Genomic DNA, 23,710 nt, shown 5'->3' on the forward strand with positions numbered 1-23,710 from the left:
CGCTTATAATTCACATTATACGGAATCATCATTCCGGTGTCAATATTCATTTTTAAGGTATCTAATATGATATTATTTAAAATTTACAAAAATCAAACCTACTATGCAGAATACAATTCCTACTATTTGATATAAGCCAATATGTTCTTTATAAAATAAAGCACCAATAATAATTAATAATATCGCCAATGACACACTTGTAATAAGTGAACCTTTACTAATATCCCAGCCTAATCTGTACATATAAAGAAATCCCATTTCCACCCCTACAATTGCTAATCCAACAACATAACTTGTCCAATTTATTTTATGTATATCAGTTAAAATATTATTTTGCTTAGATGTCACGCAATACATTGCTACAGCTACAATCATCCCCGTCATATAAGTTATTGCTAATGATAAAAATGAATTTACTTCTTTTGGTATATTCTTAGTTGTAACATGATAAACAACATTAGATACAATAATTATAATAATCGGAATAATATACTTAAATGACATGATCAATCTCCTCTCATTATAATTGCTTTTCCATATGAATATGTTCACAGAATTCATCTAAATATGGTTCTCCACTTGCAACATACCCTAATTTTTCATAAAAACCTTGTGCAGTGCATTGTGCTGACAATTCAATACTTAATCCACCCGATGTTTTCGCTAACTTTTCTAATTCATTTATGATTGCACTTCCCAAATGCAGCTTTCTATACTTCTTTAATACTGCCACTCTGCCTATAACAAAAATACTTTTCTTTTCTCCAGGCAATAATCTTCCAGTACCAGCTGCTTTTCCATCCATAAATAATACTACATGTGATACTTTATTATCCCATCCATCAAATTCATTTTTAAATCCTTGTTCTTTCATAAACACTTCTGTTCTAATATATTTTGCTTCTTCACACAATGAATTATAATTTTTAACAGTTATAAAATTATTTTCTTCTAACATAACAATCCTCCTTAAAACAAACAAAAGCGTTTAAATATCACACTTTCAAAGGCCTGCGGTGTGATGCTTAAACGCTTATTATTATCTTTATCCGGCGACAAAGAAATAAAGCTTTTTTATTTTCGTACCTATTATAACACTTCCATAAATAATTTCAACCATATTGAGAAGTAGAAATATGTCGAAGCTGTGGTTTACTATATATAAATAATATTTTAAGAGCCATAAAAAAATAGACTTCATTTTTACAATGAAAATATGATAAAGAATATTCTTTATAAATTACATATTTAATAACTTGTAATATATCACGCTCTATGATATATTATAATCACAAGTTACACATTTTTAATCATGTAACTCATAACTATATAATCATCTCAAGGAGGAAATGTATTATGGAAAAAGATAATAGAGATTTAATACAGGTTGATCAATCTAAATGTACTAAATGTGGAAGTTGTTCCAAAGTCTGTCCAACTGGTGCTATAGGGATGGATGAAAACGGACCAAAAGTAGTAGGACAATTTTGTATCTCATGTGGTCACTGTGTGGCTGTTTGTCACTCATCGGCACTTGATAATATAAAAACACCGTTAGTAAATCAAGTAACGCTAGAAAAAGCACCAATTCTTGATGAAGGCACTGCTGCTCTCTTTCTCCGCAGTAGACGTTCTGTTAGGGAGTTTCAAAATAAACCAGTCCCTCGAGAAAAAATTGAGCAGCTTTTAAATGTTGCTAGATTTGCACCAACAAGTGGTAATTCACAAGGTGTTTCCTATCATGTAATTGATGACCCTAACACACTACGCAAAATCACATCAGTTTCAATTGATTGGTTAGAGGAAGCATTGAAAAATCCGCCTTTTGCCGGATCACCATATGAAGCACCATTTACCGCACACGTAGCCCGTTACCGTGAGACTGGTGAAGATGTTGTACTGCGTGATGCTCCATGTCTAGTTATACCAATAGTTAATAAAAACTCTTCATCAACCGGTCACGACAGTACGCTCTTTTCACTCGCATATGCTGAACTTTATGCGACTTCAATTGGTCTCGGGACATGCATTACTGGTTTTTTTAACGCTTGTGCCGATTCTGGTTATAAACCATTGCTTGATATTTTGAACTTGCCAGAAAATATGTGCGTTACAGGAGGACTTATGGTAGGATTCCCCAAATACACCTATAAACGTTTAGTAGATAGAAATCTATTGAGAATTACTTGGGGAAAATAATACAGAAATAAATTATATAGTTTGCATTAATTTATAATTTTATATTATTAGAATGTGACTATAATTCAAATAATTATATAAAAAATGGCCGACTTATTATCGACCGTTTTTTATTGTACAAGAAAATATAGAATTTTTTAACAAAAAAAGCCTAGAAAATGAGGAATCAGGAAGGTTTCATTGAATTTATTTCTTTTCCAAATCAGAAATTAGTGTAGGTCCCTCAGGTTTCCAACCTAACAACTTTTGTGTAAGTGCATTGGACGTTGGATTATCACTTATTGTAAACTGTGCAAGCCACCCAAAATGCTTATCTATAGCTTCCTTGGAAATACTTTTAATTTAATTTAGTTTACTCGAAAAATTAAATATTGACAAATGGAATTTATATTCCGTATAATATTAATATCTGGAATATAGATTCCATTTGTAATAATTGGATTATAATCAGATAGCAATCTCAATTAGTGCAAAAAAATCAACAAAAAATACAAGGAGCAATACGTATGAAAAATAGAATTTATTTTTTCACTGGTACAGGAAACAGTCTTAAAGTTGCAAAAGACATTGAAAAAGCATTACCAAATTGCGAACTTGTTGCAATTTACAAGGACACTCTATTAGAGATACCTTCTGGTTATGAACGTATAGGATTTGTTTTTCCCAATTATGCTGGAGGTCCACCATCAATGGTGGCAAACTTTGTCCACGAAATGAAGTTTTCGGATCTAAGTGATACTTACATTTTTTGTGTAGCGACATACGCTGGAAACAATGGTGCTGTTATTTCACAAATGGACAATTTACTTAAGCAGAGAGGTTTACAGTTGAACTATGGTGCCAAAATTATTTCGTACCCTAATGCGGTAACAGGATATCCCATGCCTACAGAAGTCAACGACATTTTAAAAATGGCTGAAATTAATACCAAACCAGTAATTGATAGTATTGTTGCCAAAGAGCATATGCCTATTCCAAGCTTAGATGCGTCTGATAAAGAGAAATATGATACATTTATAGCTATGATTCATAGCAGCAATAGTAGCTATAATGTGAACAATGATTGTGTTTCCTGTGGGATATGTCAGGCTGTTTGCCCTGCAAAAAATATAACATTAGAGGAGGGAAAACCTGTATTCCATCAAGAATGCGAGTGTTGTATGGCCTGCATTCAACACTGTCCAAAGCGAGCCATCAATTACGAAAATAAGACACAAGATAGAGGGCGTTATACACATCCTGATATTGGTCATAAAGTTATTTCACAATATTACTTGCATCCAAATGTAAATGACTGAAATATCTGTCAACATTCAAAAAAATAATTCAAATTACTTTATAAAAAACTTATAACAAAAAACCTATGTTTTAATTTTAGTTTTAGCATAGGTTTTCACATTTAATCGAATTTTGGTTTTATTTTTTAACTTTCATCTTACTTTCGATACATATCCAACCCTTTCATTACATAAGGTCTCACAATATCTACAAGCAAATCAGTTCGATCATTTTCACCATCCTTAAACCAGGAATATGCACCTCCATAAATGGCTGAACATGTCATAGCTGAAATCATCTTTATATTAAGGTTATCTTTTGTTCTAAAGGTATCCCCTTTCAAAAATATGCTTTCTAACATTTGCTTAAGCATATTTCTTATTTTCTCGTCAACAAGAGTTGCAATAGATTTAGAATCCATTCTGCATGTCTTATAAAAAGCTAATATGTAATTGTACGTCATTATGATTAACTTGTTGCATATTTCATCTGTAAACTCCTGAGCATCCAGAATTTGCTCAGGAAACATTTTATTAAAAGCCTGTTCTATAATATCTTCTAACAAAGCATATTTATCTTCATAATGAGCATAAAAGGTAGCACGGTTAATAGCAGCCTTTTGTGCGATATCTTTTATAGTAATTGCATCAAATCCTTTCTTCTGTAGCAAAGTACTAAACGCTTCCTTTATTAATTGTCGCGTGCGCAAAACCCTTGGATCATCTTGATTTATCATATTGTAATCTTCCTTTCTAAAACATCAAATTTCAAAATCTGTTGTTTAAGCAACTTTTCATTTAATCTGCTGGTTGTAATCATAATAGTACCGTATTATGATGATATCACACACATGTTGCTTAGACAACGTGTAACTAATTTCTTGAGAGGAATGATAATATTGAATATAAAACAAAAAAGAATTTTAATATTTGGTGCCGGTGTTGTTGGCAGTATATATGCACTTAGATTTGCACAGTCAGGACTTGACGTTACATTATTAGCTCGAGGAAAAAGACTTGAAGCTCTTAAAAGGGATGGATTGCGCTATAACGATAATGGAATCATAAAAAACATATCAATTAAGACCATCGAAAAGCTAGAAGATGATGATATCTACGATTTTATCTTTGTTCCAGTGCGTTATGATCAAGCTGAAACTGCACTGTCTGCAATTAAGAATAATTATAGTAAAACTATTATTACCTTAACCAATACTATTGGATATGACCGCTGGCTTGAAATTGTAGGTGATAGATTACTCCCTGGATTTCCAGGTGCAGGCGGCGACATAAAAGATGGTATTCTGTACGCCCAGTTTGGTTCTGAAAAGCATCAAGGAACAATTTTCGGTGAAATAACTGGAGAAATTACTGAAAGAGTGAAAGATCTTTCTCATATATTTGAAGCATCGAATCTTCATTATGAAATACAAGAAAATATTAAAGCATTCCATATTTCCCATACGGCGTCCGCTATAGTTATTAAACATTTTTATACTAATACTGGTGTAATGGATGTAGAAACAGCAAATAGTGAAAGCACTTTACTTAAGATTGCCAAAGAATTAAAGCAAAATTTACACACTGTAGCTAATGCAGGAATTCCAGTAATCCCACAAGAAACAAAGTTAATGGTAGAATTGCCAGAAAACGATATTATCGCCATGTACCGCCAGATGCTAAGCAATGATTTTACCATAGATGTTTTGCTTGGAAACCATGCTGTAAGCGCAAAAGCAGAAATATTGTTATTGGACGAGCTGTTCCATAAGGCAATTCATTAAGCTCTGCAGCTAGGTTAAATATAAACTATATTAAAAATAACTATAATGCCTTTAATTGTAAAAAGCTCTCATATTCTCGAGGGCTTTTTGTATGGCAGGAATATAATAAAATTTTTCATTATATTCCTAAAATACCCAAGGCATATGCAGCAATTCCGAATATCATTAAGCTAATCATACAAATAAGAGGCGACACTTTTTTATGGAGCAGCCAGTATACTAGAATGGTTAATACTATCTCTAACTCTTCTTTTGTCCTATATAATTTTCTTAGAATCGGCATCATACAATAACAATAGCAAAGATTTTGCAGACGTTCATAATTCCAAGACAATTGATAAAATTAACTTCTCCAGAATACTTTTCTTAAGTCTCTTTTGGTTATTTTTATCTTTCTTTCATATTCATGTTCTTCCTTTGGACTCTCTCTTAACTCTTGTTCTATTTCCTTTATCAAGCATATTTGAAATCTGTAAATATACTAATGCCAAACTAATTCCTAGTAGAGTTAATCCAACTAAGGTCATACTTGAAAAGGTCATTACTAAGAATCCCATTAGAAAAAAAGCCGCCATTTTTTTTACATTTAAAATTTTAAATATCATGCAGATCTAAAATTAAATCAAAAAACAGTTGTCGAATGATAACTATTTTGGTAGAATACTTTTAAACAATAATGATTATTAAGGGAGATTTTATATGACTAAAAATGATGCTCAAGAATTAATTTTAAATATGGTGAACTTTTACAGCTTATTTAATGCTGAATTTATGAATCTTATTCCAGACTTAACTAATACAGAAATCACTCCTCTCTTCTCCAAAATATTAAATTTTATTCATTTTGAAGGTAAGACTACAGTCTCAAGAATAAGTAAAAAATTAAACATATCTGTACCTAATACAAGTAGAAGTATTAATACTTTATATAATCTTGATTATTTAATAAAAAAACAAGATGAAGAAGACAAAAGGATAATTTATTTATCCCTATCAAATAAAGCATTAAATCTTATTTCATCTATTGCTGCAAATGAAGAAGATACTTTTTTAGAAAGATTTAATGTTCTTTCTGAAGAAGAAATAATTGAGTTATCTCACTCACTATTAAAAGCTCAAAACTTGCTTGTAAAAATGCGTGATCTATATTCAGATAAGAAAAATATATAGAGGAGTTGATCTAATTATGTTTATGAAAACTATAAAAGCAAAATTAATTATTTTGATAGGTATATTACTTTTAGTTGTAAGCAGTGGCTTTGGGATTATTTCTTATATTAATGCTTCTAATGCTTTAGTATCAAATATTACAAAGACATTACCAGAAATAGCTATCCAGGCTTCTAATACGATTCAGGCCAATTTAGACAATCAATTAAATTCACTGGAAGTAGCCGCCAAAATTGCTTCATTAAACAATGATGAGCCCTATAAATTAATGGAAATTTTAAAGGCTGAAGCCAAATGATTAATTCAATAGCAGAACAAACAAAGTCATCATCGAAGAATATTAGTAAGTTACTATCTGATATTTCTAATGATACTAATATAATAACAGAAGATACAAATAACATGAATGCAGATCTTAACAATCAAGTTAACATTATAAATGAGACCTTAAACTCATTTGAAAATATACTTAATGTTATTAAAGCTATAATTCCAAAAGTACAAGCTGTAAATATGTCGGCTATAGAAATAAATGCTGAAAAGAAAGATATTCTTGATAAAATTGAAAATACATCTGCCATAGCTGAGGAAATATCTGCTTCTACTGATGAAATGCACAATCTATCTAATGATGTAGCATCAACTGCTGCTACTTTGAATGATATGACAAAAAAATTAATCAATGAGCAGAGTAAATTTACAGTTTAGTTACATTAACACTTAATGTAAGGTAATCCTTGCAACTTATTATATATTGCAAGGATTCATACTAATAGTCAATTACTGCTGATTTCTTTTAGAAATCATTCATCCTTAAATAATTGTTCATGCAATATATTTAATCTAATAAAAATATTTGGAGGTGTCCTTTATGATTAAACCTTTATTTCTAGCTCACGGTTCACCTATGATGGCAATTGAGCAAAACACATATACTAAGTTTTTAAATGGTCTTGGACGTTCTATTAGTCCAAAAGCTATAGTTGTTTTTACGTCTCATTGGACTACTGAAACACTTACCATTTCTGTTTCTGATTCTACCTATGATACTATATATGACTTTTATGGCTTTCCGGAAGAACTCTATAAAATTAAATATCCTGCAAAAGGTTCCAGCATCATTGCAAAAAAAGTTCAAAAAAAGTTAATAACTTCAGGTATTGCTGTAAAAACAGATTTGACAAGAGGCCTAGATCACGGTGCATGGACTCTTTTACAGCATCTTTATCCAGAAGCTAATATACCAGTTGTTCAAGTTTCTATAAATTATACTCTTCCTATTGATACTCAAATTAAAATAGGTAGTGCTCTTAGGGAACTGGTTGAAGAAGATATTTTGATTCTTGGAAGTGGAAATACAGTTCATAATCTAAGATTAGTTGATTTTGATAAGGATACTGTTGATTCCTGGGCTAAAAAATTTGATGACTGGTTGATTAAAAAAATAGAAAGCAAAGATTTTAGTGCCCTCAATAACTATCGAGAAGATGCTCCTAATGCAAGCCTTGCAGTTCCAACTGCAGACCATCTTGTCCCACTATTTATAGCTTTAGGCAGCAGTGCAAAATTAACCCCTAAAGTTATCTTTAGAAATTATCAATTAGGGAACCTAAGTTATCTTTGTTATGAATTTTAGATATTTTCAACTGAATGTTTTATAAAAATGGAAGGCACCCTCATAGGTGTCTTTTATTTTACTTTAGAATTGTTTATTAAATTTTTATTTATATTTGCATATATTCTTTTAACTTTCACAAAATAAAGATGAGGGATTTCAACTATTTCAGTATTAAATTATAAAGGGTGATTATAAATTGAAAAAAATTTTTTCTATATTTTCTATTTTTTTATTTCTGTCACTTAGTATGAATACGATAACCAGTGTAGCACAACAAAAAGGATTTAAGGAAGGTTTTTATAATATAAACGACTTAGGATTATTAGAAAATGTTTCGTATAATGTTCAAAATGTCTCTGATTATAACGGATTCATTATTGTATTCGATTCTGATCAAAAGATACAACAAGCAATATCATTAGAACCTCATTCAATAAAACATCCTCTTAAAACTATTAGAAGCTCTGATAGAGTTGTAATATTGGGTAAAGGAGAGCTAACGTTCCCTTACTAAAACTTGCAGTTCCTTATTAAATGACACCTTATAGGATCTTTTTATTTATATACAATTTCTACAGTTTTATGAATATTTATTCCTTAATTTCACATAATAACAGTACATTTAAGTTCGATAATAATAATTTTTAAGGTGGTTAAGCTAATGAAAAGATTTATTGCTATATTCTCTATTCTTTCAGTTTTATTTCTTAACCTAAATACCATACACGCTTTTGCTGAGCAAACTAGAACACTAACTCAAGGTATTTATAATGCAAGGGATACTAATTTGCTGATAGGCAGTCCTATTACTGCAAAAATGACCTCTCCTAACGATAAAGCTATCATTATAGTTATTGATGCTAGCCAAACTATACATGCACTAGTAAGATTAGGCCCTGATATTCCTCAACAGGTTTTACCGCCTCTTAATTATGACTATTCACTTATAATTTATGGAACCGGAAGCGTAGTATTGTCATAAAAGGCACTTTTAAAGTGTCTTTTTTTATTACGTTAAATTTATACACTATATATTTTCTACAAATATTACTTCATTTTATTAATATTTATGTTGTAGACATAATAATTTTAGACATAACACTTGTGAGCATAATTGGTACATTTATAGGTTATAAAATTTATAATTTCATAGTAAGCAATAATCAAAAAAAACTATTATTTCTATAAGAGGCAAATAAAAAAACACTACATAAAGATCTAAAAACTAGTAGTGTTTCTTTCAATATTATAAACTTTTCATCTATTTTATCATTGTAGTATCAAGTATTAAATCACATTGATTTTTAATATCCAGTTCTTCAAAATAATGCTCCTCCATGGGAATCCATTTATTTAGAAAATCCTGCAGCTTTTCCTTACCATTACGTTTTAGAATTCTCTCATACTGCACCTTTGGATCAACAGTTATAAAAATTTTATAATCATAATAATTTCTTAAGGCAGGATGAAGACTATAGCTTCCCTCAACTATGGTTAAGTTCTTAGTTTTTACTTTAATAGGCTGGCTAAACTCCCACTTATTACATAGATACTTCCTATATATTACAGGCTTATTATTTTTTAGAGGCCTTAATATTTCCTCCTCAAATCTCTCATAGTGAACATTCTCACCAGCCTTGCTTAACCTTTCTGAAGTTTTCATCTCAAAAGGCAGAAAAAAATCATCCATGTGGAAAAGTGTGCAGTCAAACTCTTCTGTAAGCATTGTTCCTAAAGAGCTCTTTCCCCCGCCACATCGTCCATCAATTGCTATTACTAGCTTTTCATTATCTTTTAATAAATTTTTAATTACCTCAAATACATCTTTATATTCACTAAAAATTAGTGGTTTACGTGCTTCACTCATTATTTCCTCCAAATATACACTTTTAACATTTACTATAAAGGTATCAAAATTATTCATTTACTTATTTTATTCTATAGGCAACCCATCTAGAAAATCTTCCTATAACTTCAAAAGAAACTATGCTGCATAATAACTCAGTTAGTTTTCCAAACTTCCTATAAAGAAAATTAAAAGCTAAAAAGGGAATCCATTGTTTTTTAGATTTTGGAAGCCTTCTCATTATATTTTTAAACGTATATATTTCTTTATAGATCCATAAATATCCATTATATAATTCTTCTGCTGTCATATTCTTTGGTTTATATACAACATGGGAAGTATTATAATTAGATAAATTATAATCTACTATTCTATTTTCCTCTAATAAAGCTAAGTATAACTTTGTACCAGGATACGGTGTCATTATATGTGAAGTTACTGTTTCTATTTTATTTTTAACTATCCACTCTAGAGTACTCTTAAATATAGATGCATCATCTTCGTCTAATCCGAAAACAAAACTTGCATTTATCATTATTCCCCTTTTATGAATTTCATCTACAAGCTTCTCATATCTCTTTACACTATTTTGAACTTTATGAACACTTTCTATCGATTTACTATTTATGCTTTCAAAACCTACGAAAAGACTTTGACATCCAGCTTCTTTCATTTCGTCTAACAATTCAGGCATGTCCACTATATTAGAAGTAACTGCTGCATTCCATTTGAGCTTTAGGGGTTTTATTTTCTTTAATAGTTCTTTGGTCCATTTTGGATTTCCAATAAAATTATCATCAATAAACATAATATGTTTTGTTTTTAGAGTTTTAATATCTTTAATTACATCTTCTATGGGCCTATTAATATAAGTTTTAAGGGTATTTGTACAGCTATTATAGCAGAAATCGCATTTAAAAGGACAGCCTCTGCTTGTACTAATTATATTTGTATATAAATACTTTTTATTATTAATGATATCATACTTAGGTGATACTATTTCCTTCCCTTCCATATTCTCCATATCATAATATACCTTTTTAATGGAATTATTTTCTGTATCCTTAAGCACTTTTGCCCAAGCTCTCTCAGCCATTCCTACTATTATTGAATCAAAGCTGTTAACAGCTCCTTCTGGATCTGCTGTTATATGTATTCCTCCTGCAATTACTGTTATACCACGTTTTTGGAATTCCTTTGCTATTTCTACTGCTCTATTCATAACATCAACAGTAACAGTTATAGCTACCAAATCTACAGGTTCATTAAAATCTATCCTTTCAACATTTTCATTTTCAATTTTAACCTGGTGTTCCTTTGGCGTAAGGTTTGCTATTGTGAGTAGAGCTAATGAAGGAGACATTCTTGTTTTTAATTTTGTATCCATAGGTCTCGGCAGCATTGCAGGCTGAATTAATTTAATCTTCATATATTACCTCCTCAAATTATTAGACGAAACTCCTTAGAAAAAAATTATAATTGCAGTATAAAATATGTAATTCATCATCTATAATTAAGTTTGTTCTATTTTTGAGTATCTATGTCACTTCTATACTCTATAATATCGCCAGGCTGACAATCCAAGGCTTTACATATTGCCTCTAAAGTCGAAAATCTAATGGCCTTTGCTTTTCCATTTTTAAGGATAGAAAGATTAGCCATTGTTATTCCAACCTTCTCCGTGAGTTCTGTCACACTCATTTTTCTTTTAGCTAGCATCACATCAATATTTATTATAATCGCCATGTTATCCACCTCAAATCGTTAAATCATTTTCTGATTTTATATCTATAGCTTCTTTTAAAAGCTTTTGGAGTACAGCTGCAAAGACTGCAACTACAATTGCCGCAAAAATAAAGACCAATCCAATTAATATAATACCTGGAGCGTCATCAACTTCTGCTATGAGATAAAATAGTGGCATGCCTATAATATATAAGCTACTGTATGTGATTGCACAATATTTTATATTCTTTAAAGCCTTTACAGATAATTCTGAGAAAGCTTTGTTCTTGTCAATATAGCTTAAAAGTTTAAAAGTCTCATATAAAGCCAAGTAAAAAGGTATTGCCGTTGCATATAAATCCATTAAAACTAGATATTTCATACAAGCAATATTCGGATACAAATCCGCCGCATAATTCCCTATATATGGAATCAAAAATATACACAAAGCAAGAACTGGTATTCCAATAAATATAACTACTATTTTTAAAAATAGTGTTGTTCCTAGTTTCTTAAAAAATGGTATTGTCTCTAGTTTCATAAAAAGCACCTCATTTATTTATTATCAGTAATATAATAGCAAATCATTTATCGTTTTACAATAATTTTTTATCAAAATATAATATATTCATCATAGTAAGTATTCCCCTCTTTGGTAAAGTTATTAAATTAATACTACATACTGTTAAAAGATTATATTTTAAAATAAGATCTTACATTATATAAACTCTTACTAATTAAATTCCAACTAACTTTCATTCATATTTTTAATAACTTTACCATTTTTGAGCATTACCACAATTCAGCTTATAATGTTGACAGGACGTTGTTCTCATAACCTTGGTATAGTATAATATTAAGTATAAATAACCACAGGAGGAAGAGTTTATGGAAATTAAAACAGTATCTATTATAGGCTTGGGCGCGCTAGGTATTTTATTTGGGAACCACCTTTCCAAGCACATGGCCAAAGATGATCTTAGAATTATTGCTGATTCTGAAAGAATTTACAGATATAAATCAGAACATGTTTATTGCAACAGAGAAATCTGTGATTTTAACTATGTAACACCGGAAGTAAATTGCGATCCTGCAGACTTACTGATATTTTCCGTAAAGTTTGACGGATTAGTAAGTGCTATACAAACTGTAAAAAAACAAGTTGGACCTAATACTATTATTATGTCTCTTCTTAATGGGATCAGTAGTGAGAAAATCATCGGACAGGCTTTTGGTATGGATAATATCCTCTATAGCGTGGCTCAAGGAATGGATGCAGTTAAAATTGGTAATAAACTTACCTATGAACATATGGGAATGATTTGCTTTGGTGATATTAAACCGGGAATACATTCATCAGAAAAAGTAGAGGCTGTAGCACAATTTTTTGAAAAAGTAGGCCTTCCTTATGACGTTGACGTTGACATGCAAAAAAGGCTCTGGGGTAAATTCATGCTAAATGTAGGTGTCAATCAGACTGTAGCTGTTTATGAATGCGACTATGGCGGTATATTGAAGGAAGGACCTGCAAGAGATACTATGATATCCGCTATGAAAGAAGTACTTCTTTTATCAGAAAAGGAAAATGTCTGTTTAACACAAGCTGACCTAGACTACTGGCTTCAAGTTCTAGAAGGCCTTAGCCCTCAGGGGAAACCATCTATGAGACAGGATTTAGAGGCTAAACGCTACAGTGAAGTTGAACTGTTTGCAGGTACCGTACTCTCATTAGGTAAAAAGTACGGCTTATTTTCCCCTACAAATCAAATGCTGTATGATAAAATTAAGGAAATGGAAAGTCATTTTTAATTTAGGCACACTACAACTAGTGTGCTTTCCGCTTCATAATTATTTCATTCTTTTAATTGTTTCATCTAATGAAATACATTCTGCATATCTACCATTCCACATGAATTCATTATGATATTTATAACTTTCTTCTGATGACATAAATTTATTATCAACTGTTGTGTTTGCATATGCTGGAACTATAATATTAAATCCATGTTCAAATCCGCATTTTATAGTGGCATCAATACAATAGTCTGTTTGAAGCCCTATGACTATTACGTCTTTTTCTCCCTTATCTGTTAAGTATTCTAATAATCCGGATTCCTTAAAGGCACTATTAACCGTTTTATCAAATATCTTTTCCTGTGCCATAGGTTTAAACCCTTCATATATTTCAAACCCCTCATTGCCTTTTGTTAATTCATTCCCAGCTCCATCATCATGACGTACATATATTACTTCAACATTATTCTTCCTAGCCTCATGTATTAATTCTTTAACATTAGCTACAAAGGTATCAAAGTTATATAATTCTTCATTTATTATTAATTTTTGTGTATCAACTACTAATAAAACCATATTTATATCCCCTTCAAATTCATTATTTATAAATACTAAGCCATTGTTCTTTTGTGATGCAGCTAATATGCTCTGTTCTAATATCATCAATCAGCTCTAATTTTACATCTTTTTTGGTATGATGATATTTAAAACCACATTTTTCTTGAACACGCCAAGATTTTTCGTTTCCATCATAATATCCGCACCAAATAACCTTGAGACCAATATCTTCAAAACCATGTCTCATAAGCTCCTTAACTGCTTCCGGAATCAAACCTTGTCCCCAATAAGGAACACCAAGCCAATAACCAATTTCACCTTCATACTTGTTTATAGCTATATTGCTGTCTTCACCAATCATTAGTCCTACACTACCAATTGGTGAATTTTTACCTTTTAATACAACTGCATAAGTTTCATTTTTAGATAAGACATCTTCAATAATCTGGCGGCTATTCTCAGCATCAGTATGTACCGGCCATCCTGCAGAAGGTCCTACATTCTGATCCTTCGCATATTTATATAACTCTTGTGCATCTTCCTCTTTCCATGGACGCAAAATTAATCTGTTAGTTTCTAATATCACTTTTACCACATCCTACTTAAATAAAACTTTACTATATTTTAACATAAAATAAGAGCTTGTATTACATAAACTCTCAAAATAATAATCACTTATCCAGATTCATCTCAAACTCAATTTCATGCCTTAAAGGGATTCCAAAATCCCCAATCAAAGGAATTGATGGCTTTAACTTCCTTGAATCATTTAAAGCATTGTGATATAAATTTACCATATCAAAGCCTCGCTTTTGATAAAAACCTAAAGCATTGATATTATCATTAGTTGTAATTAGCTTTACTTTTGAGCAATTTTCTCCTTTTGCAGCTTCAATAACTTTATTTAAAAGAACTGTTCCAGTACCTTGCCTTTCCCTCAAGCTATCTAATGACATAATTTCACACTCAGAAGCTTTTACTCTATAAGTCACGAGCCCTATAATTTCTTCATTATCATATATAGCAAATCCATCTATTGATCTCATGTCAACAATTTCACCTCTCACAACCATATCTGTAGAGAACCAATGTAACATTATAAATTCATTAATTTGATTTCTGTTTTCTGAAGATATTATTTTTATATCCATGCATTAATTATCCTTTCCTTAGTTTAAATATTATTTTACATGAAATTATCCACTATTGTCATACTTGCCTTAATATAGTAACAAAAATATATACGATTCTAATATGTTTTAATTTAAAAGTATGGTTTATAATGCTACTAAGAATTTTTATTAATATATATTTTTAATGCTTTTATTAACAAAATTAATGTGTAAACTCCTAATCCCCACAATATAGCTAAAGGAATTAAGTTAGCTAAGGCCATAATAGTCATAATATGCATTATATATTCCCCCTTAAATTTTCTAATACTGACTTCCTAATTATACCATGCTTTTATATGTTATATTATTTAATTTCCAAGAATAAACTTTATGCTTCTTTATATTTTCCTTTACTATATTTCTAAAATATAGATAAACAAATTATAAAACCAACTTATATAAAATATTTATGATTTCGGTAATTTACCACTTAAGTCTAAGTTATAGTTGCTTTTCTAATCTTCTACTAATCTATATCCAACTCCAACTTCCGTATAAATATACTGTGGCTGTGCTGGATTCTTTTCTATTTTTCGTCTGAGACTTGCCATGAAAACTCTAAGAGACTGAGTTTCGTTTCCTACTGGAGAAGTCCAGATTTCCTTAATTATAAAATTATGAGTTAATACCTTTCCAGGAAACTTACAAAGAAGAGCCATTATTTTATATTCGTTAGGAGTTAGATGTATATCTTCATTATTTATAGTCACTTTTCTTTTATTAAAATCTACAACTAAATCTTTAACTTTAAAAACCCCTATATCTTTCGTTTCATTATTTGTTGTTACACTATGTCTTAATGATACCCTGACTCTTGCTAATAGTTCTCCTATTCCAAAGGGTTTTGTTAAATAATCATCTGCTCCCTTATCTAAGGCTTCTATTTTCTGCCTCTCATTTTCTCTTGCAGAAACAATTATTATTGGAGTTTTACACCATTCTCTAACCTTTGTAATTACATTAATACCATCCATATCTGGAAGTCCTAGATCTAGTATTATTAAATCGGGTCTATGAGATATCGATAGTGCAATAGCTTCTGCTCCCTTATCTGTTTCTATATAATTAAAACCCTGCGCTTTTAAGGATGCCGTTATAAAATTTCTTATTGGTTTATCATCCTCTACAACAAGGATATATGGTTTATTGTCCATCACTATTCCCCTCCTTTGGAATATTAAATTTAAAAATTGCTCCTTCTTGGCTCTCTCTATTATCAGCTGTAATTGTTCCTCCATGACCTTCAACTATAGATTTACAAATTGCAAGACCTAAACCTACACCTCTTCTTGAATCAGATATTTTATCTCCATTGGTGAAAAATCTATCAAATATGTGTGGCAATATATCTTCTGCTATTCCAGTGCCGTTGTCAATTACTTCAAAAATAATATCTTTTTCGTTTTCATAAACCTTAACCTCAATCAAAGAATTTTTAGGTGTGAATTTAATAGCATTATCAATTAAATTTATGAGTACCTGCTCAATTAAACTTCCATCCATAGGCGCCATTATTACGTCTTCTGGAACTGTTACTTTTATTTCATGAGCAGTCGAACGTTTTGAAATTCTTTGAACTGCTTCATACACCACTTCTTCAACTAGCTCTGTATCTTTTTTAACTTTCATATCTCCGCCATCAAATCTTGTCATGCTAAGCAGGTTTTCTACTAACCTTATAAGCCATTCAGTATCATCATAAACACTCTGAAGTAATTCTCCTCTAGTTTTTTCAGATATAAGATTACCTGTTTCAATAATGGTGCTCACAGAACCTTTGATACCTGCAAGTGGGCTTCTAAGATCATGAGATATTGATCTTAAAAGATTGCTTCTAAGCCTTTCACTTTCAATTTCTAAATTAGATTTCTTTTGGATTTCAGCTAAAATTTCTCTATCTAATGCAATATAAATCTGACTTGCAACTGTTTCAAAAATAAATTTCTGCTCTGGCTTTAAAGGTCCATTAATACAGGAAACACCTAATACGCCTAGTACTTTCCCATGACTTTTTAAGGGCATATAATATCCTTTTGCTCCATGAAAGGTATTGGTTCCGGCTCCACATTCTTTATCATTTAAAAATGTCCAATAAGCAACTGCCTCTTCATCCTTACTTAGTAAAGTCCTGTCTTTCTCTCCTTTAGTTGCAGTATAAATAAATGGAGTGGAGAGCTTATTCTCTTGTCCCAAGTAACAGATAACAGTTCTTTCAAGGAGCCTTGATAAGTATTTTATTCCTATACCTACAACATCTGCTGTTCCAGTTGCACTCAACAATTTCCTGCTTACTCTATATAATATCTGAGTTATATTTTCTCTTTTCGAAGAATTAAGTGCTTCCCTTTGAATTTTGCTTGTAAGAGTCCCAATTGTAAAAGTTACTATTAACATTATAGGAAAAGTAGCTATATAGCTTTTATCATAAACCTCCAAAGAATATCTTGGCTCTGTAAAAAGATAATTAAATAAAAGTATACTTACAATTGAGGAGATAAAGCCCAAGATGTATCCCCTTGTCTTTATATTTACAATAATAACCCCTAATATAAAAATCATAATAACGTTAGCAGCGCTAAATCCTAAATAATCAATGCATAATGCAACTATTGTAGTAATTAACATTATTACAACTGCTATTAAAGTTTCTTTTTTTGATATCTTAGAGCTATATTTATTCTTTTTTATAGTCTTTTCTCTTTTCTTGTCAAAAGTTGAATTTGGGATAACATATACATCTATATAGGAATTAGATTCCATGAGTTTATCAACAATATCTTTTGCATAAAAGTGAAATAAATTATTTGGTTTTTTATGATTTTTACCTATAATTATTTTAGTTACATTTCTAAACTTTGCATATTGAATTATTTGCTCAACCGCATTATCACCGTATGCAGTTACTACTTCTCCACCAAGCTGCTCAGCTAAATTAAAATGAGAATTTAACCTTTCTCTATCTTCTTTACCTAAATTTTTAGATTTTGTACCTTCAACATATAATGCAATCCACTTTGAATGATGCGCTTCAGCCATTCTTGTTGCTGTCCTTATAACCCTGGCAGATGATGGCGAAGGAGATATACATGCAAGAACTACATCTGATGTTGGCATTACGGTTATCTGACTTTTTGATAATCTTACACTTTCTACCTCATAATTTACCCGGTCGGCTGTTCTCCTTAGAGCAATCTCCCTAAGAGCAAACAAATTATTTTTAGTAAAAAAATTATTAAAGGCTTTTCTTGTCTGTTCCCTGCTATATACTTTTCCTTCACTAAATCTATTTAAAAGCTCATCTGGTTCAATATCTATTAACTCAACCTTATCAGCATCATCAAATACCTTATCTGGAATTGTTTCTCTTACAGCAATATGAGTTATACTTTCAACTATATCATTTAAACTTTCTATGTGCTGAACATTTAAAGTCGTATAAACATCTATTCCTGCCTCTAAAAGTTCCTCTATATCCTGCCATCTTTTTCTATGCCTTTCAGTAGCAGCATTAGTGTGGGCAAGTTCATCTACTAGTATTATCTCAGGTTTTCTAACTAATGCTTTATCTAAATCAAATTCTTTTAAAGTTATCCCTCTATAATTAATAACTTTAACACCTATATTCTCAATTCCATTTACTAAAGCCATAGTTTCTGCTCTTGCATGTGGTTCTATATAACCAATTACTACATCCTTGCCAAGCCTTTTCACATCATGAGCTTCCACTAGCATAGCATAACTTTTTCCAACACCTGCTGCATAGCCAAAAAATATTTTTAATTTTCCTCTTGAAGACTCATTTTCTTCTTTTCTTATTTGATTTAAAAGATACTGTGGATCTGGCCTTTCATTTATATCTATTTAAATCACTCCTAACATTTCTTTAATTTTATCTTAGGCACATGAAAGAAACTAATAGCCCTGCATACTGTTTTATTATTTCTTTGATTGCGCCTTCTGCCTAATGAAATTATATATTCTCTAATAATAAGGCACTATCAAATAAATAACAAGTCCCCTTGCAAGGCTACTTTGGGCTCCTTATTTATTTTCATGTGCTCAATATAAAAGTAAAATGAACTCAAATCCCAAATTACTTTGTATTTAAAAGTGAAGCTATCTCCATATTGACTTTTAGAACATTTACTCTTGGTTCACCAAATATTCCAAGTGCTCTGCCTTCAGTATATTTGTCAACTATTTTTTGAAGATCTGCTTCACTTATTCCTGATGCCTTTGAAACTGCCGATATTTGAATTTTTGCTGACTCTGGACTTATATCAGGGTCTAATCCTGAACCTGAACTTGTAAGCAAATCTGTAGGAATATCTTCTTTTTTAACTCCAGGATTAGCTGCTAAAAAATCATCTATATCTTTTTGAACTCTTTCTTTAAGTGCATCATCCGATGGAGCTAAATTTTGAGAGCCTGATGCTACTCCACTATAGGCTGCTTTTCCGCTTTCATCTGGCACAGTATCTGCTTCTGTATAAGTGTTATAATTTACAGCTGAAACTCTTCCTTTAAAGAATCTTGGATCTGTAAAATTTTGTCCTATAAGCCCAGAGCCAACTTCCTTACCATCTAGGCTTATAATGCTGCCATTAGCTTTATTATTAAATATGAGCTGGCTTATTCCTGTCATAAAAAGAGGATATATAAGCCCGCAAAGTACCATAAACATAATACTTATACCAATAGATTTTTTAATTATCTTCATATAAAAATCTCCTTTTTTCTTGAAATGCATACTGTTATTTATTGTTAACTGAATAAATTATCCAATATTAAGAATCCTAACTAATGGAGTAATAATAACATCAATTACTTTAATCCCTATAAACGGAACAAGTACTCCTCCACCTCCGAAAATAAGCATATTTCTAAGAAGCATAGTCTCTGCCTTCATTGGTTTATACTTTACCCCCTTCATTGCTATTGGTATAAGTAATGGTATTATTATTGCATTAAATATTAATGCTGAAAGTATAGCACTATATGGAGTTGAAAGTCCCATCACATTCATAACCTGCATTTCAGGTATCGCAACAGTGAAAATAGCAGGAATTATAGCAAAATATTTAGCTACATCATTAGCTATACTAAAAGTTGTTAAAGCTCCTCTTGTTATTAGAAGCTGCTTTCCTATCTCAACAACTTCAAGAATCTTTGTTGGATCTGAATCTAAATCAACCATATTAGCTGCTTCTTTAGCTGCTGTAGTACCGCTATTCATTGCAAGGCCTACATCTGCCTGCGCAAGAGCTGGTGCATCATTAGTCCCATCCCCTGTCATTGCTACAAGTTTACCTTGATCCTGTTCCTTTTTAATTGCAGCAATTTTATCTTCTGGTTTACATTCAGCAATAAATTCATCTACACCAGCTTCTTTAGCAATAGTTGCGGCAGTTAAAGGATTATCTCCAGTACACATAACTGTTTTAATTCCAATTTCTCTAAGTCTTTCAAATCTTTCTATAAGTCCTGGTTTAACAGTATCTTTAAGGTAAATCACCCCATATGCTTTTTCATTAACACAGACTACAAGAGGTGTTCCTCCTAATTTTGAAACGCTATTTACTGCATCATCTAAATCCTCTGGAATATTTCCGCCAAGTTCTTTTATTCGGTTCTTTATAGAATCAGAAGCTCCTTTTCTTACCTTCAAACCATTTGGTAAATCTATTCCACTCATTCTTGTTTGAGCTGTAAATTCAATAAATTCTAAATTTTTATATTCTTCTTCCTTGGCATTTGAACCTAATTTTCTTCCAAGTTCAACTATTGATTTTCCTTCTGGAGTATCATCTTTTAAAGAGCATATTACTGAATAATTTATAAGCTCACTTTTATCCGCATTTCCAACTGGAATAAATTCAGCCGCAAGTCTGTTACCAAAGGTTATAGTTCCAGTCTTATCAAGAAGCATTGTATCAACATCACCACAAGCCTCTACTGCTTTTCCTGACATTGCAATAACATTAAATTTTGTAACTCTATCCATACCTGCAATACCTATGGCTGATAGAAGACCACCAATTGTTGTTGGTATTAAGCATACAAGAAGTGCAATTAAAGTTGAAATATAAATGGCAACTCCAGAATAATGAGCCATTGGATAAAGTGCAACTATTACTATAAGAAATATAATTGTTAAACTTACAAGTATGGTGTTAAGAGCAATTTCATTTGGAGTTTTCTGCCTTGAGGCTCCTTCAACAAGAGAAATCATTTTATCTAAAAAGGATTCACCAGGAGTTGCTGTTATCTCAATTTTTAGCCAGTCACTTACAACCTTTGTTCCACCTGTAACTGATGCAAAATCTCCTCCTCTCTCCTTCATAACAGGTGCTGATTCACCTGTTATAGCTGATTCATCTACAGAAGCTATACCATCTATAACTTCACCGTCATTTGGAATTATATCTCCATTTTCAACTAAAACTATATCGCCTCTTTTTAATTCATTGGCATTTATTATTTTAGTAGTTCCATCAGAATTTAAAAGTTTAGCTACAGTATCTTTTTTCATCTTCTTTAAATTTTCAGCCTGGGCTTTTCCACGTCCTTCTGCAACTGCTTCAGCAAAATTTGCAAATAGTACTGTTATAAAAAGTATTACTGCTACAATTAAATTGTAAGCCCTCAAATTATTACCCTCATCCCCAAATAAGCTTGGTACAAAGGTAAGTAATAGAGTTATAACAAAACCTACTTCAACCACAAACATAACAGGATTTTTTATCATATATTTTGGATTTAATTTCTTAAAAGATTCTATTATTGCTTCATTTAATATATCTTTTGTAATAAATTTAGATTCTTTTTTATTATCACTCATATTATTTTCTCCCTGCCTTCTAATTTCATAATAATCAATGCCACAAAGTTAAGTGTTCTGCTACTGGTCCAAGAGCTATAGCTGGTAAAAAGGTTAAAGCTCCAATTATTAAAACAATAGCCATTAAAGTTACTGCAAACATTGTATTATCAGTCCTAAAAGTTCCTGCTGTCGCCGGTATACTTCTTTTTGCTGCTAAAGATCCCGCTACTGAAAGAAGAATTATGATGGATAAGTATCTTCCATAAAACATAACTATTCCTGCTGTGGTATTCCAAAACATAGTATTATCTCCTAGACCTTCAAAACCAGAACCATTATTAGCTGCAGATGAGGCAAATTGATAAACTATTTGAGACAAACCATGGAAGCCAGGATTTGATATCCCTGCAAGCCCCTCAGGCATAACTAAAGCCAGTGCTGAAAACATCAATATTAAAAATGGATGAATTATTATAGCTAAGGCTATAAGTTTGATTTCCCTACCTTCAAGCTTCTTTGATAAAAATTCCGGTGTTCTTCCTACCATAAGTCCACATAAAAAGACTGTAAGAATTGCATACATTATCATGTTCATAAAGCCTACACCTTTTCCGCCAAATATAACATTAAGCATCATATTCATAAGAGCAACTGCTCCTCCTAGAGGTGTTAATGAATCATGCATATTGTTTACTGTTCCCGTTGTAAAAGCTGTGGTTACCGTAGTAAATAAGGAAGACTGTCCTATTCCAAATCTAACTTCTTTACCTTCCATATTACCCATAGCCTGGCTCAATCCGATATGTGCTAAAGCTGGATTTCCTGCCTTTTCTGCAAAGTAACATATTGGTAGTGCTACAATAAATAATCCTGCCATTGCACCAAAGATTGCCCAGCCTTGTTTTTTATTTTTTAGCATTAAACCAAAGGTATAAACTAGCGCTCCCGGAAGCATCATCATAGATAATAACTCTATTAAATTTGTTAAAGGCGTAGGATTTTCAAAAGGATGTGCTGAATTTGCGCCGAAGAAACCACCCCCGTTTGTACCTACATGCTTTATTGCTTCAAGAGCCGCTACAGGTCCCATCGCTATGTCCTGCATTTTCCCTTCTATTGTTGTAACTGTTTTAGTTCCTGATAAAGTTTGTGGCACTCCTTGAGATACTAGAAGAATTCCTATTACTATTGAAAATGGTAGTAAAACTCTTGTTGTAATTCTTGTTATATCAACAAAGAAGTTTCCCGTTGATTTCTTTCCAATTATTCCTCTCATAAAAGCAAGAGCTGCTGCAAAACCTGTTGCTGCTGACGTAAACATCATAAATATAATAACTATCATCTGGCTTAAATTAGAAAGTCCAGACTCTCCACTATAATCTTGGAGATTTGTATTTGTCATAAAACTTATAATTGTATTAAAGGATAAGCTCTGCTCCATTCCATCTATTTTATTTGGATTTAGAAATAAAAGTCCCTGAGCTCTTAAAATTATATATCCTATAAATACCATAACCGCATTTACTGCTATAATTGAGAACACATATTCTTTCCAATTCATTTTTTCTTCTTTATTTATTCCACATATTTTATAAATGAAGTTATCTATTGGATTAAATACCTTGTCTACAACTGTCTTTTCACCAGTGCTAACATAGTATAAATACTTTCCTAGTGGCACTACAATTAGCATGAAAAGTAGTAAAGTTATTATTATTTGTAACCATTCCATAATCTATTC

Annotated in this window: 27 protein-coding genes; 10 read left to right on the plus strand and 17 right to left on the minus strand. The window is 31.3% G+C overall.

Features of this window, described 5'->3' with window-relative positions:
• Nucleotides 1-72: 72 nt before the first annotated feature.
• Both CDLVIII_RS19290 and CDLVIII_RS19295 read right to left on the minus strand, forming a co-directional pair.
• Entirely contained in the window at nucleotides 73-504 is a 432-nt protein-coding gene (locus CDLVIII_RS19290) for an EamA family transporter (protein WP_009171149.1), read from the minus strand.
• A 16-nt stretch (nucleotides 505-520) separates the two neighbouring features.
• The gene (locus CDLVIII_RS19295; RefSeq protein WP_009171150.1) at nucleotides 521-958 is read right to left on the minus strand and encodes a GNAT family N-acetyltransferase; all 438 of its coding nucleotides are present in this window, start codon (nucleotides 956-958) and stop codon (nucleotides 521-523) included.
• Between the two features lie 398 nt (nucleotides 959-1,356).
• Here CDLVIII_RS19295 and CDLVIII_RS19300 point away from each other — a divergent pair, with 398 nt between their 5' ends.
• Both CDLVIII_RS19300 and CDLVIII_RS19305 read left to right on the plus strand, forming a co-directional pair.
• Nucleotides 1,357-2,199: a nitroreductase family protein gene (locus tag CDLVIII_RS19300; RefSeq protein WP_009171151.1), complete on the plus strand. Its 843-nt coding sequence runs from the start codon at nucleotides 1,357-1,359 to the stop codon at nucleotides 2,197-2,199.
• Nucleotides 2,200-2,705: 506 nt separating this feature from the next.
• Nucleotides 2,706-3,497, plus strand: a complete 792-nt coding sequence (locus tag CDLVIII_RS19305) for an EFR1 family ferrodoxin (RefSeq protein ID WP_009171152.1) — start codon at nucleotides 2,706-2,708, stop codon at nucleotides 3,495-3,497.
• 137 nt (nucleotides 3,498-3,634) lie between these two features.
• Here CDLVIII_RS19305 and CDLVIII_RS19310 read toward each other — a convergent pair whose 3' ends face one another.
• The gene (locus tag CDLVIII_RS19310) at nucleotides 3,635-4,213 is read right to left on the minus strand and encodes a TetR/AcrR family transcriptional regulator (protein WP_009171153.1); all 579 of its coding nucleotides are present in this window, start codon (nucleotides 4,211-4,213) and stop codon (nucleotides 3,635-3,637) included.
• A 117-nt stretch (nucleotides 4,214-4,330) separates the two neighbouring features.
• On the opposite strand from CDLVIII_RS19310, the gene CDLVIII_RS19315 reads away from it, so the two are divergent.
• A complete protein-coding gene (locus tag CDLVIII_RS19315; RefSeq protein WP_242835765.1) occupies nucleotides 4,331-5,260 on the plus strand; it encodes a 2-dehydropantoate 2-reductase N-terminal domain-containing protein in 930 nt (309 codons plus the stop codon).
• Between the two features lie 404 nt (nucleotides 5,261-5,664).
• Here CDLVIII_RS19315 and CDLVIII_RS31485 read toward each other — a convergent pair whose 3' ends face one another.
• Nucleotides 5,665-5,865 (minus strand): hypothetical protein, encoded by a 201-nt coding sequence (locus tag CDLVIII_RS31485; protein ID WP_186005510.1) that lies wholly within the window; start codon nucleotides 5,863-5,865, stop codon nucleotides 5,665-5,667.
• 94 nt (nucleotides 5,866-5,959) lie between these two features.
• On the opposite strand from CDLVIII_RS31485, the gene CDLVIII_RS19320 reads away from it, so the two are divergent.
• From CDLVIII_RS19320 to CDLVIII_RS19345, 6 genes are all read left to right on the plus strand, one after another.
• A complete protein-coding gene (locus CDLVIII_RS19320; RefSeq protein ID WP_009171155.1) occupies nucleotides 5,960-6,430 on the plus strand; it encodes a MarR family transcriptional regulator in 471 nt (156 codons plus the stop codon).
• A 22-nt stretch (nucleotides 6,431-6,452) separates the two neighbouring features.
• Nucleotides 6,453-6,728: a hypothetical protein gene (locus CDLVIII_RS19325; protein WP_186005511.1), complete on the plus strand. Its 276-nt coding sequence runs from the start codon at nucleotides 6,453-6,455 to the stop codon at nucleotides 6,726-6,728.
• A complete protein-coding gene (locus CDLVIII_RS19330) occupies nucleotides 6,725-7,138 on the plus strand; it encodes a hypothetical protein (protein WP_035301850.1) in 414 nt (137 codons plus the stop codon). Before CDLVIII_RS19325 ends, CDLVIII_RS19330 begins: the two co-directional genes overlap by 4 nt.
• Nucleotides 7,139-7,301: 163 nt before the next feature.
• Nucleotides 7,302-8,066 (plus strand): class III extradiol ring-cleavage dioxygenase, encoded by a 765-nt coding sequence (locus CDLVIII_RS19335; RefSeq protein ID WP_009171156.1) that lies wholly within the window; start codon nucleotides 7,302-7,304, stop codon nucleotides 8,064-8,066.
• 229 nt (nucleotides 8,067-8,295) lie between these two features.
• Nucleotides 8,296-8,562 (plus strand): hypothetical protein, encoded by a 267-nt coding sequence (locus CDLVIII_RS19340; protein WP_242835766.1) that lies wholly within the window; start codon nucleotides 8,296-8,298, stop codon nucleotides 8,560-8,562.
• A 147-nt stretch (nucleotides 8,563-8,709) separates the two neighbouring features.
• Complete coding sequence (locus tag CDLVIII_RS19345; RefSeq protein ID WP_009171158.1) at nucleotides 8,710-9,030, plus strand: hypothetical protein; 321 nt, start codon at nucleotides 8,710-8,712, stop codon at nucleotides 9,028-9,030.
• Between the two features lie 279 nt (nucleotides 9,031-9,309).
• Here CDLVIII_RS19345 and CDLVIII_RS19350 read toward each other — a convergent pair whose 3' ends face one another.
• The 4 genes from CDLVIII_RS19350 to CDLVIII_RS19365 all read right to left on the minus strand — a co-directional run bounded on the left by CDLVIII_RS19350 (nucleotide 9,310) and on the right by CDLVIII_RS19365 (nucleotide 12,160).
• Nucleotides 9,310-9,915, minus strand: coding sequence for a hypothetical protein (locus CDLVIII_RS19350; protein WP_009171159.1), 606 nt, complete (start codon nucleotides 9,913-9,915; stop codon nucleotides 9,310-9,312).
• A 61-nt stretch (nucleotides 9,916-9,976) separates the two neighbouring features.
• The gene (locus tag CDLVIII_RS19355; protein WP_009171160.1) at nucleotides 9,977-11,323 is read right to left on the minus strand and encodes a radical SAM protein; all 1,347 of its coding nucleotides are present in this window, start codon (nucleotides 11,321-11,323) and stop codon (nucleotides 9,977-9,979) included.
• A gap of 95 nt (nucleotides 11,324-11,418) precedes the next feature.
• Nucleotides 11,419-11,640 (minus strand): helix-turn-helix transcriptional regulator, encoded by a 222-nt coding sequence (locus CDLVIII_RS19360; protein WP_009171161.1) that lies wholly within the window; start codon nucleotides 11,638-11,640, stop codon nucleotides 11,419-11,421.
• A 10-nt stretch (nucleotides 11,641-11,650) separates the two neighbouring features.
• Nucleotides 11,651-12,160, minus strand: a complete 510-nt coding sequence (locus tag CDLVIII_RS19365) for a DUF2975 domain-containing protein (RefSeq protein WP_009171162.1) — start codon at nucleotides 12,158-12,160, stop codon at nucleotides 11,651-11,653.
• 347 nt (nucleotides 12,161-12,507) lie between these two features.
• On the opposite strand from CDLVIII_RS19365, the gene CDLVIII_RS19370 reads away from it, so the two are divergent.
• On the plus strand, nucleotides 12,508-13,428 hold the full coding sequence (locus tag CDLVIII_RS19370) for a ketopantoate reductase family protein (protein ID WP_009171163.1): 921 nt from the start codon (nucleotides 12,508-12,510) through the stop codon (nucleotides 13,426-13,428).
• Between the two features lie 39 nt (nucleotides 13,429-13,467).
• Here CDLVIII_RS19370 and CDLVIII_RS19375 read toward each other — a convergent pair whose 3' ends face one another.
• The 9 genes from CDLVIII_RS19375 to kdpA form a co-directional block, all read right to left on the minus strand.
• A complete protein-coding gene (locus CDLVIII_RS19375; RefSeq protein ID WP_009171164.1) occupies nucleotides 13,468-13,989 on the minus strand; it encodes a cysteine hydrolase family protein in 522 nt (173 codons plus the stop codon).
• A 22-nt stretch (nucleotides 13,990-14,011) separates the two neighbouring features.
• Nucleotides 14,012-14,557: a GNAT family N-acetyltransferase gene (locus CDLVIII_RS19380; RefSeq protein ID WP_009171165.1), complete on the minus strand. Its 546-nt coding sequence runs from the start codon at nucleotides 14,555-14,557 to the stop codon at nucleotides 14,012-14,014.
• Nucleotides 14,558-14,642: 85 nt separating this feature from the next.
• The gene (locus CDLVIII_RS19385; RefSeq protein ID WP_009171166.1) at nucleotides 14,643-15,122 is read right to left on the minus strand and encodes a GNAT family N-acetyltransferase; all 480 of its coding nucleotides are present in this window, start codon (nucleotides 15,120-15,122) and stop codon (nucleotides 14,643-14,645) included.
• 137 nt (nucleotides 15,123-15,259) lie between these two features.
• Nucleotides 15,260-15,385 carry a hypothetical protein gene (locus tag CDLVIII_RS32625; RefSeq protein WP_009171167.1) on the minus strand — a complete coding sequence of 42 codons (126 nt, stop codon included), beginning with the start codon at nucleotides 15,383-15,385 and terminating at the stop codon, nucleotides 15,260-15,262.
• A gap of 216 nt (nucleotides 15,386-15,601) precedes the next feature.
• Entirely contained in the window at nucleotides 15,602-16,300 is a 699-nt protein-coding gene (locus CDLVIII_RS19390) for a response regulator transcription factor (RefSeq protein WP_009171168.1), read from the minus strand.
• Nucleotides 16,290-19,007, minus strand: coding sequence for a sensor histidine kinase KdpD (locus tag CDLVIII_RS19395; protein ID WP_009171169.1), 2,718 nt, complete (start codon nucleotides 19,005-19,007; stop codon nucleotides 16,290-16,292). The genes CDLVIII_RS19390 and CDLVIII_RS19395 overlap by 11 nt, the downstream gene beginning before the upstream one ends.
• 232 nt (nucleotides 19,008-19,239) lie before the next feature.
• A complete protein-coding gene (locus tag CDLVIII_RS19400; protein ID WP_009171170.1) occupies nucleotides 19,240-19,866 on the minus strand; it encodes a K(+)-transporting ATPase subunit C in 627 nt (208 codons plus the stop codon).
• A gap of 57 nt (nucleotides 19,867-19,923) precedes the next feature.
• Nucleotides 19,924-21,987, minus strand: coding sequence for a potassium-transporting ATPase subunit KdpB (kdpB, locus tag CDLVIII_RS19405; RefSeq protein ID WP_009171171.1), 2,064 nt, complete (start codon nucleotides 21,985-21,987; stop codon nucleotides 19,924-19,926).
• A 34-nt stretch (nucleotides 21,988-22,021) separates the two neighbouring features.
• On the minus strand, nucleotides 22,022-23,701 hold the full coding sequence (gene kdpA / locus CDLVIII_RS19410) for a potassium-transporting ATPase subunit KdpA (protein WP_009171172.1): 1,680 nt from the start codon (nucleotides 23,699-23,701) through the stop codon (nucleotides 22,022-22,024).
• Between the last annotated feature and the right edge of the window lie 9 nt (nucleotides 23,702-23,710).

Source organism: Clostridium sp. DL-VIII, assembly GCF_000230835.1.
Taxonomy (GTDB): Bacteria; Bacillota; Clostridia; order Clostridiales; family Clostridiaceae; genus Clostridium.

Coding starts and splice junctions, on each gene's coding strand:
- CDLVIII_RS19345 (WP_009171158.1), top strand. CDS start 8,710: ATGAAAAGATTTATTGCTATATTCTCTATTCTTTCAGTTTTATTTCTT.
- CDLVIII_RS19310 (WP_009171153.1), bottom strand. CDS start 4,213: ATGATAAATCAAGATGATCCAAGGGTTTTGCGCACGCGACAATTAATA.
- CDLVIII_RS19355 (WP_009171160.1), bottom strand. CDS start 11,323: ATGAAGATTAAATTAATTCAGCCTGCAATGCTGCCGAGACCTATGGAT.
- CDLVIII_RS19350 (WP_009171159.1), bottom strand. CDS start 9,915: ATGAGTGAAGCACGTAAACCACTAATTTTTAGTGAATATAAAGATGTA.
- CDLVIII_RS19370 (WP_009171163.1), top strand. CDS start 12,508: ATGGAAATTAAAACAGTATCTATTATAGGCTTGGGCGCGCTAGGTATT.
- CDLVIII_RS32625 (WP_009171167.1), bottom strand. CDS start 15,385: ATGCATATTATGACTATTATGGCCTTAGCTAACTTAATTCCTTTAGCT.
- CDLVIII_RS19365 (WP_009171162.1), bottom strand. CDS start 12,160: ATGAAACTAGAGACAATACCATTTTTTAAGAAACTAGGAACAACACTA.
- CDLVIII_RS31485 (WP_186005510.1), bottom strand. CDS start 5,865: ATGATATTTAAAATTTTAAATGTAAAAAAAATGGCGGCTTTTTTTCTA.
- CDLVIII_RS19300 (WP_009171151.1), top strand. CDS start 1,357: ATGGAAAAAGATAATAGAGATTTAATACAGGTTGATCAATCTAAATGT.
- CDLVIII_RS19325 (WP_186005511.1), top strand. CDS start 6,453: ATGAAAACTATAAAAGCAAAATTAATTATTTTGATAGGTATATTACTT.
- CDLVIII_RS19400 (WP_009171170.1), bottom strand. CDS start 19,866: ATGAAGATAATTAAAAAATCTATTGGTATAAGTATTATGTTTATGGTA.
- CDLVIII_RS19385 (WP_009171166.1), bottom strand. CDS start 15,122: ATGGATATAAAAATAATATCTTCAGAAAACAGAAATCAAATTAATGAA.
- CDLVIII_RS19330 (WP_035301850.1), top strand. CDS start 6,725: ATGATTAATTCAATAGCAGAACAAACAAAGTCATCATCGAAGAATATT.
- CDLVIII_RS19290 (WP_009171149.1), bottom strand. CDS start 504: ATGTCATTTAAGTATATTATTCCGATTATTATAATTATTGTATCTAAT.
- CDLVIII_RS19340 (WP_242835766.1), top strand. CDS start 8,296: ATGAATACGATAACCAGTGTAGCACAACAAAAAGGATTTAAGGAAGGT.
- CDLVIII_RS19295 (WP_009171150.1), bottom strand. CDS start 958: ATGTTAGAAGAAAATAATTTTATAACTGTTAAAAATTATAATTCATTG.
- kdpB (WP_009171171.1), bottom strand. CDS start 21,987: ATGAGTGATAATAAAAAAGAATCTAAATTTATTACAAAAGATATATTA.
- CDLVIII_RS19390 (WP_009171168.1), bottom strand. CDS start 16,300: ATGGACAATAAACCATATATCCTTGTTGTAGAGGATGATAAACCAATA.
- CDLVIII_RS19305 (WP_009171152.1), top strand. CDS start 2,706: ATGAAAAATAGAATTTATTTTTTCACTGGTACAGGAAACAGTCTTAAA.
- CDLVIII_RS19335 (WP_009171156.1), top strand. CDS start 7,302: ATGATTAAACCTTTATTTCTAGCTCACGGTTCACCTATGATGGCAATT.
- kdpA (WP_009171172.1), bottom strand. CDS start 23,701: ATGGAATGGTTACAAATAATAATAACTTTACTACTTTTCATGCTAATT.
- CDLVIII_RS19375 (WP_009171164.1), bottom strand. CDS start 13,989: ATGGTTTTATTAGTAGTTGATACACAAAAATTAATAATAAATGAAGAA.
- CDLVIII_RS19320 (WP_009171155.1), top strand. CDS start 5,960: ATGACTAAAAATGATGCTCAAGAATTAATTTTAAATATGGTGAACTTT.
- CDLVIII_RS19360 (WP_009171161.1), bottom strand. CDS start 11,640: ATGGCGATTATAATAAATATTGATGTGATGCTAGCTAAAAGAAAAATG.